Annotated in this window: 3 protein-coding genes and 1 pseudogene; 2 read left to right on the top strand and 2 right to left on the bottom strand. The window is 41.0% G+C overall.

Annotated features, from left to right (window positions below; genetic code table 11):
* Positions 1 to 93 (bottom strand): annotated as a pseudogene (locus CXF78_RS21835) (thioesterase family protein); the annotation flags it as partial.
* A gap of 201 nt (positions 94 to 294) precedes the next feature.
* On the opposite strand from CXF78_RS21835, the gene recQ reads away from it, so the two are divergent.
* Positions 295 to 2,142, top strand: coding sequence for a DNA helicase RecQ (gene recQ / locus CXF78_RS11580; protein ID WP_180957125.1), 1,848 nt, complete (start codon positions 295 to 297; stop codon positions 2,140 to 2,142).
* Between the two features lie 4 nt (positions 2,143 to 2,146).
* On the opposite strand, the gene CXF78_RS11575 is transcribed toward recQ, so the two are convergent.
* Complete coding sequence (locus tag CXF78_RS11575) at positions 2,147 to 4,009, bottom strand: tetratricopeptide repeat protein (RefSeq protein WP_123882630.1); 1,863 nt, start codon at positions 4,007 to 4,009, stop codon at positions 2,147 to 2,149.
* A gap of 505 nt (positions 4,010 to 4,514) precedes the next feature.
* Between CXF78_RS11575 and leuA the strand changes: the two genes are divergently transcribed.
* Positions 4,515 to 6,000: 2-isopropylmalate synthase (gene leuA / locus CXF78_RS11570; RefSeq protein WP_102036866.1), on the top strand; the 1,486-nt coding region annotated here is incomplete at its 3' end.

Below are 6,000 nucleotides of genomic sequence, written 5' to 3'. Positions count from 1 at the left end.
GATGTCTAAACCGAGCAGATTATGGAATGGAACATGCTGATCAAAAATATTAGCAACTTGCTGTAAAGCTTGGGTTTGAATAGATGTGGTCATGAGCAATCCTTGTCGTTTTATTATTATTATCGTTGTTGTATATTGGTCGGGCTTACTGGCATAGAGTATTTAATCTAACCCTAAAGTGGCTTCGACTCAATCTTCTATCTTGGCTGAAAACATAGCAAAGGCGTTTTGGTTCAAGACATCTGTGGCTCAGTGCTTTAAAATGAATGCCCTTTGAATGATGATGTAGTGTTAATGGATACTCCGATTTCGACCAATATTGCGTCCTCAGATGTGTTGACGACAGAGCAAGATGTACTTGCCGCGAGCCTGCAGCAAGTTTTTGGTTATCGCGCCTTTCGTGAAGGGCAGCGAGAAGTCATTGAGCAAAGTTTACAGGGCCAAGATACCTTAGTGATTATGCCTACCGGTGGCGGCAAAAGTATGTGCTATCAATTGCCTGCTATTGTGTTGCCTGGTGTGACCGTGGTGGTGTCGCCATTAATTTCGTTAATGAAAGACCAAGTCGACAGTTTACTGCAAAGTGGTGTGTCAGCTGCTTATCTCAATTCATCTTTACCGCGTGAGCAAAGTGCAGAGGTGTTACGCAAATTACATTCTGGTGAGATTAAATTGTTGTATGTCTCTCCTGAAAGACTTCTGCGTCCTGATTTTATTGAGCGCCTGCAATCAGTCGATGTTTCGATGTTTGCCGTTGATGAAGCGCATTGTATTAGTCAATGGGGTCATGATTTTAGACCTGAATATGCGGCTTTGGGTCAGTTAAAAGAATATTTCCCTTACTTACCTTTAATGGCCTTAACTGCGACTGCAGACCACGCCACGCGTTTAAGCATTTGCGAACGCTTAGGGGTGACCCCTTATACTTTATTGTCCAGTTTTGACCGACCAAATATTCGGTATACCGTGGCTGAAAAGCTTAATGCGGCTAATCAATTGCGTCAGTTTTTAACTATCCAAAATGGCACCAGTGGTATTGTGTATTGCAGCAGTCGTCGACGAGTTGATGAAGTGGCTGAGCGTTTACGTTTACAAGGATTTAATGCTCAAGCATATCATGCCGGTTTGAGCCAGGAAGATCGTGGTAACGTTCAAGATAAATTTCTAAAAGATCAAGTTGATATTGTGGTGGCTACGGTGGCCTTTGGAATGGGGATTAACAAATCTAACGTACGCTTTGTGGTGCATTACGATATTCCTAAAAGCATTGAAGCTTATTACCAAGAAACAGGCCGTGCAGGCCGCGACGGTTTAGATGCTGAAGCTTATATGTTGTTTGACCCTGCCGATATAGGCCGGGTTAGGCATTTGATTGAGCAATCTGAACCTGGGCCCCAACAACAAGTCGAATTTCATAAATTGCATACCATGGCAGCATTCGCTGAAGCGCAAACTTGTCGTCGACAAGTGTTGTTAAACTACTTTGATGAAGTGGCTTCAAAACCTTGTGGTAACTGTGATATCTGCCTTGACCCACCTAAGCGATATGATGGTACTGAAGATGCTCAAAAAGTGCTGTCTTGTATTTATCGTTTACAGCAACGTTTCGGTATCCACCATGTAATTGAAGTATTACGTGGTTCAAAAGCGGCCAACATCGTAGATAGAGGCCATGATAAGTTATCGACATGGGGCATTGGTAAAGATAAATCAACTGAGTTTTGGCTTAGTGTTATCCGCCAATTAATTCATTTAGGTTTGATGAGTCAGGATATTACCCGCGGCTCTGCAATTAAGCTTAACCCTGCCGCAAGACCAATCCTTAAATCAGAATTGTCGCTAATGTTAGCGGAACCTCGGATTCAATTGATTGATGTGAAGCGCAAACCCAATGGGCGTGCGCCGCAACAGTATGATCGTAAGTTGTTTGCTCGGTTAAAATTACTGCGTCGCGAACTGGCGGAAAAAAATGACATTCCACCCTATTTAGTCTTTAACGATGCAACGCTCGCTGAGATGTGTGCGATGTTGCCCACAAGCCCTGGCGAGATGCTCGCAGTAAATGGTGTCGGGCAGATTAAGCTTGACCGATTTGGTGGCGAATTTTTAGATGAAATTTCTGATTATCTGACCAAAGGTTGATGGTTTAGTTTTCATCAGGAGAATTACTTTTTTCTTGAGATTTTATTTTATTCAATTGATTCAGAACCGCTTTTTTTACGAGCACTTCAAAAGTGTCAAGTTGTTGTAAACTCGCCATACCAATATTTACTTTGATCTCTGATTTCCATTCGCCAAGTACTTGCTCTATTTGGGTTATGACTCTTGCCGCCCCCACTGACGATGCGTGTGGCAAGATAATAATGAGCTCATTGGTATTATGCCGAAACAATTGGTCTTGCTCTCTAAGTGTGTTTTTGAGCCGCGGAATGATAAAGGGTATATCCGCAATATTATTATGGTTGATATTAATCAGCAGCATGCTTAGTTGATAGTGTCCTTGTTTGGCATTATCTAGCATATTATCGATACGTTGCTGCTGGTCTTCTTCTTGAGCATTTACACTATTGAGGCGTTGTGGTTTGCGGGCCAAAAATAGGACCAATCCAACGGACAATAACAAAATAATTAAGGCGGTAATGGTTAAGTTTTGATTGATGTTACTGACAGGTTTCTCTGGTGGTGTACTGGCTTCACTTTGTGCTGTTATTCTGGCCTTATACTGCATAAAGTGGGCATTGTTTAACTTAGCTGTGGCTTGTTTGGCAGCATCAAAACGCTGCACCTGAAATTGATAGGCCGATTCAAATTGATTTTGTTCGGCGTAGTATTGGCTGATTACCTGGTTAAACTCTTCTAAATCCGAAAATTGTTCAAGTTCAGTAGCTTGCTCAATAATTTCATTCAGCAGTGACAATGCCTGGTTGTCTTTGTTTTGTGCAAAATACACTTTGGCTAATGTACGCTTGATGCGCATGACATTGATTGGCTCTTGGTATTTTTTGAATAGTTCGATGCTTGATAAAGAGAGTTGTTCAGCAATATCATAATCGCCAACATACAAGTAAACACTTGCCAATAAGGAATTACTAGTTGTTAAATCTCTTTCTGAGGTATTTTTGCTCTTTGCAGTTTCAGCTTTTTCGAGGTAGTAAAGTACTTTTTCTCTATCATTCAATGTAATACTGATACGAGCTAAATTAATTGCAAATGCAAATTCTAGCTTGCCAAAGGTCGATGAATCTTCATATGTTAATTCTGCAAAGTGTAATGCCTCTTTAAGGTCCCCCATTGAAAAAAATACATTTGCAATTTCAGATAGCAAGTATGATTTAGGGACCAAATACCAATCCTGAAATTGTGCCTGAGCATCACTAAAAATATCTAATGCTAAACGTAAATCTTCAATCGATTGGTTATAGTTTTCTAGGCTGGTGTTTTGACTACTGCTTAGAAAAAGACTATTTACAATAGCTTGTTTTTCAGAATAACGCTTGGCTAAACGTAGTGCATCCTCTGTGAGAAGCTGCTCTTGCAGTATATTGCCAAGGCTCTGATGTGCAGCTGCTTGGCATTGTATAAAGTAGGGGCGAGCTGTGTCATATTTAAACTGTCTGGCAATACTCTCACCTTGCTTTGCCAAGACAATAGCTTGGTTAAACTCATTAAACTCTAATAAGTTAAAACAATGTAACAGTGTTAAGCGCAGAGCATTTATATTGGTTAGTGGTTGTTTAGCGTGTAGTTGCTCAAGTTCGTCAATGAGTATTTTGGCATCTGCAGACCGTTGGCTATTAATATGACTGATCACATCGAGCTGTTCTCGAATACTCAGCTGTTGAGTTTCGGTAATGATATCGCCTGAGAGTAATACGCGTTGCGATGGTTGAGCGAAAATAGCCGTAGTCGCTAAATATAGCGTGAGGCCAAAGATTAAAGCAAAAATGCGACTAAAGTTATATTCAATACTCTTTTTCGACAACATCATCGTCATATATCTACTTAACATGGGGTAATAGCAGTATACGATTATTTATATCCGTATACATAAAAATATAATCGATGCAGCAACTTAGGTTGATGTTTATTTGCACTTTGAGAGGTAAGTTCATTAATTGAAAGTTAATCAATATTGGTTGAGTTCGTCGTTGGTTAACTGTAATGAAGCACTAGTACGCTATCATCTTTTTCACGTTGACCAAATTAGGGTTGACACAGAAGGCTGGTCGCGTTACATATTAGGTACAGACATATTTTGTATGTCGAACATTTAGCATAATTAGTTATTAAAAGTGAATATTAACATCATGAACACACAATCAGTTTTACTCGGACTCCTTCTCCTCTCACGCATATCCTGCGCGGAGTCCTTTGTGTTACATGCAAAATAATTCATTAAGCATACACAAACCCCGCGCTAATAGTCGCGGGGTTTTTTTTAGCCCTTTTGAAATGAACCAGCTGTGTACCTCGCAGCTAATTCAAATAAACATGATGATCGATGGAGAAATTCGATGTCCAATAGAGTCATAATTTTTGATACTACCTTACGTGATGGTGAGCAAGCATTAGCAGCCAGTTTAACCGTTAAAGAAAAGCTACAAATTGCCCTAGCACTTGAGCGTTTAGGCGTGGATGTCATGGAAGTTGGGTTTCCTGTTTCTTCTCCGGGCGATTTTAAATCAGTGCAGACGATTGCTAAAACCATTAAAAACAGCCGTGTGTGTGCGCTATCTCGTGCACTTGAAAAAGACATTGATGCTGCAGCCCAAGCTTTGTCGGTAGCCGATCAGTTTCGAATTCACACCTTTATTTCTACCTCGACCATTCACGTTGAAAGTAAATTAAAGCGCTCTTTTGATGATGTATTAGAAATGGCCGTTAATGCGGTTAAATACGCCAGACGATTTACGGACGATGTTGAGTTTTCATGTGAAGATGCTGGTCGTACACCAATAGACAATTTGTGTCGTATGGTTGAAGAGGCCATTAAAGCTGGTGCTCGTACCATTAATATTCCTGATACCGTTGGTTATACAGTACCAAGTGAGTTTGGTGGGATTATTCAAACCTTATTTAATCGAGTTCCGAATATCGATCAAGCAGTGATCTCGGTTCATTGTCATGACGATTTAGGTTTGTCGGTCGCTAATTCCATCGCAGCAGTTGAAATGGGCGCTCGCCAAGTTGAATGTACTATTAATGGTATTGGTGAACGTGCCGGTAACTGCTCGTTAGAAGAAATCGCCATGATCCTTGCTACCCGTAAAGGTTTGCTTGATTTGGATTGTGGAATTAACGCCAAAGAAATCCACCGCACCTCATCGCTAGTCAGCCAGTTATGTAACATGCCGATCCAAGCTAATAAGGCGATTGTGGGTACCAATGCATTTTCTCATTCGTCAGGCATTCACCAAGACGGTATGCTTAAAGCAAAAAATACTTACGAGATTATGACACCGGAAAGTATTGGCTTAAACCGTAATAACTTGAACATGACTTCACGCTCTGGTCGCCATGTGATTAAACACCGCATGGAAGAAATGGGCTACAAACCAACTGACTATGACATGGACAGCCTTTACGAGCAGTTTTTAACCCTAGCGGATAAGAAAGGCCAAGTGTTCGATTACGATTTAGAAGCATTGGTATTTATGGAGTCGCAAGCGCAAGATGACGATAAGTACCAGCTTCAGCACATGATGGTGCATTCAGATTCGACTGAAGGTGTAGCGACTGCCACGGTACGTATTGCTGTAGATGGTAAAGATATTACTGAGGCTGCCACAGGAAATGGTCCTGTGGATGCGGCATATAATGCCATTGCTCGAGCAACAGATCGCAAAATCAATATTACTAATTACAAGTTGAGTGCAAAAGGCGAAGGTCAAAATGCGCTTGGACAAGTTGATATTACCGCAAAATATAATGAACAAATGTTCCACGGCGTAGGCTTAGCAACAGACGTCGTTGAAGCATCAGCTCAAGCGTTAGTGCATG

The sequence above is a fragment of the Shewanella sp. 11B5 genome (genome assembly GCF_002836795.1).
Lineage (GTDB): Bacteria > Pseudomonadota > Gammaproteobacteria > Enterobacterales > Shewanellaceae > Shewanella > Shewanella frigidimarina.
Note: the sequence above shows the minus strand (reverse complement) of the source record. Positions and strands in the feature narration are given on the sequence as shown.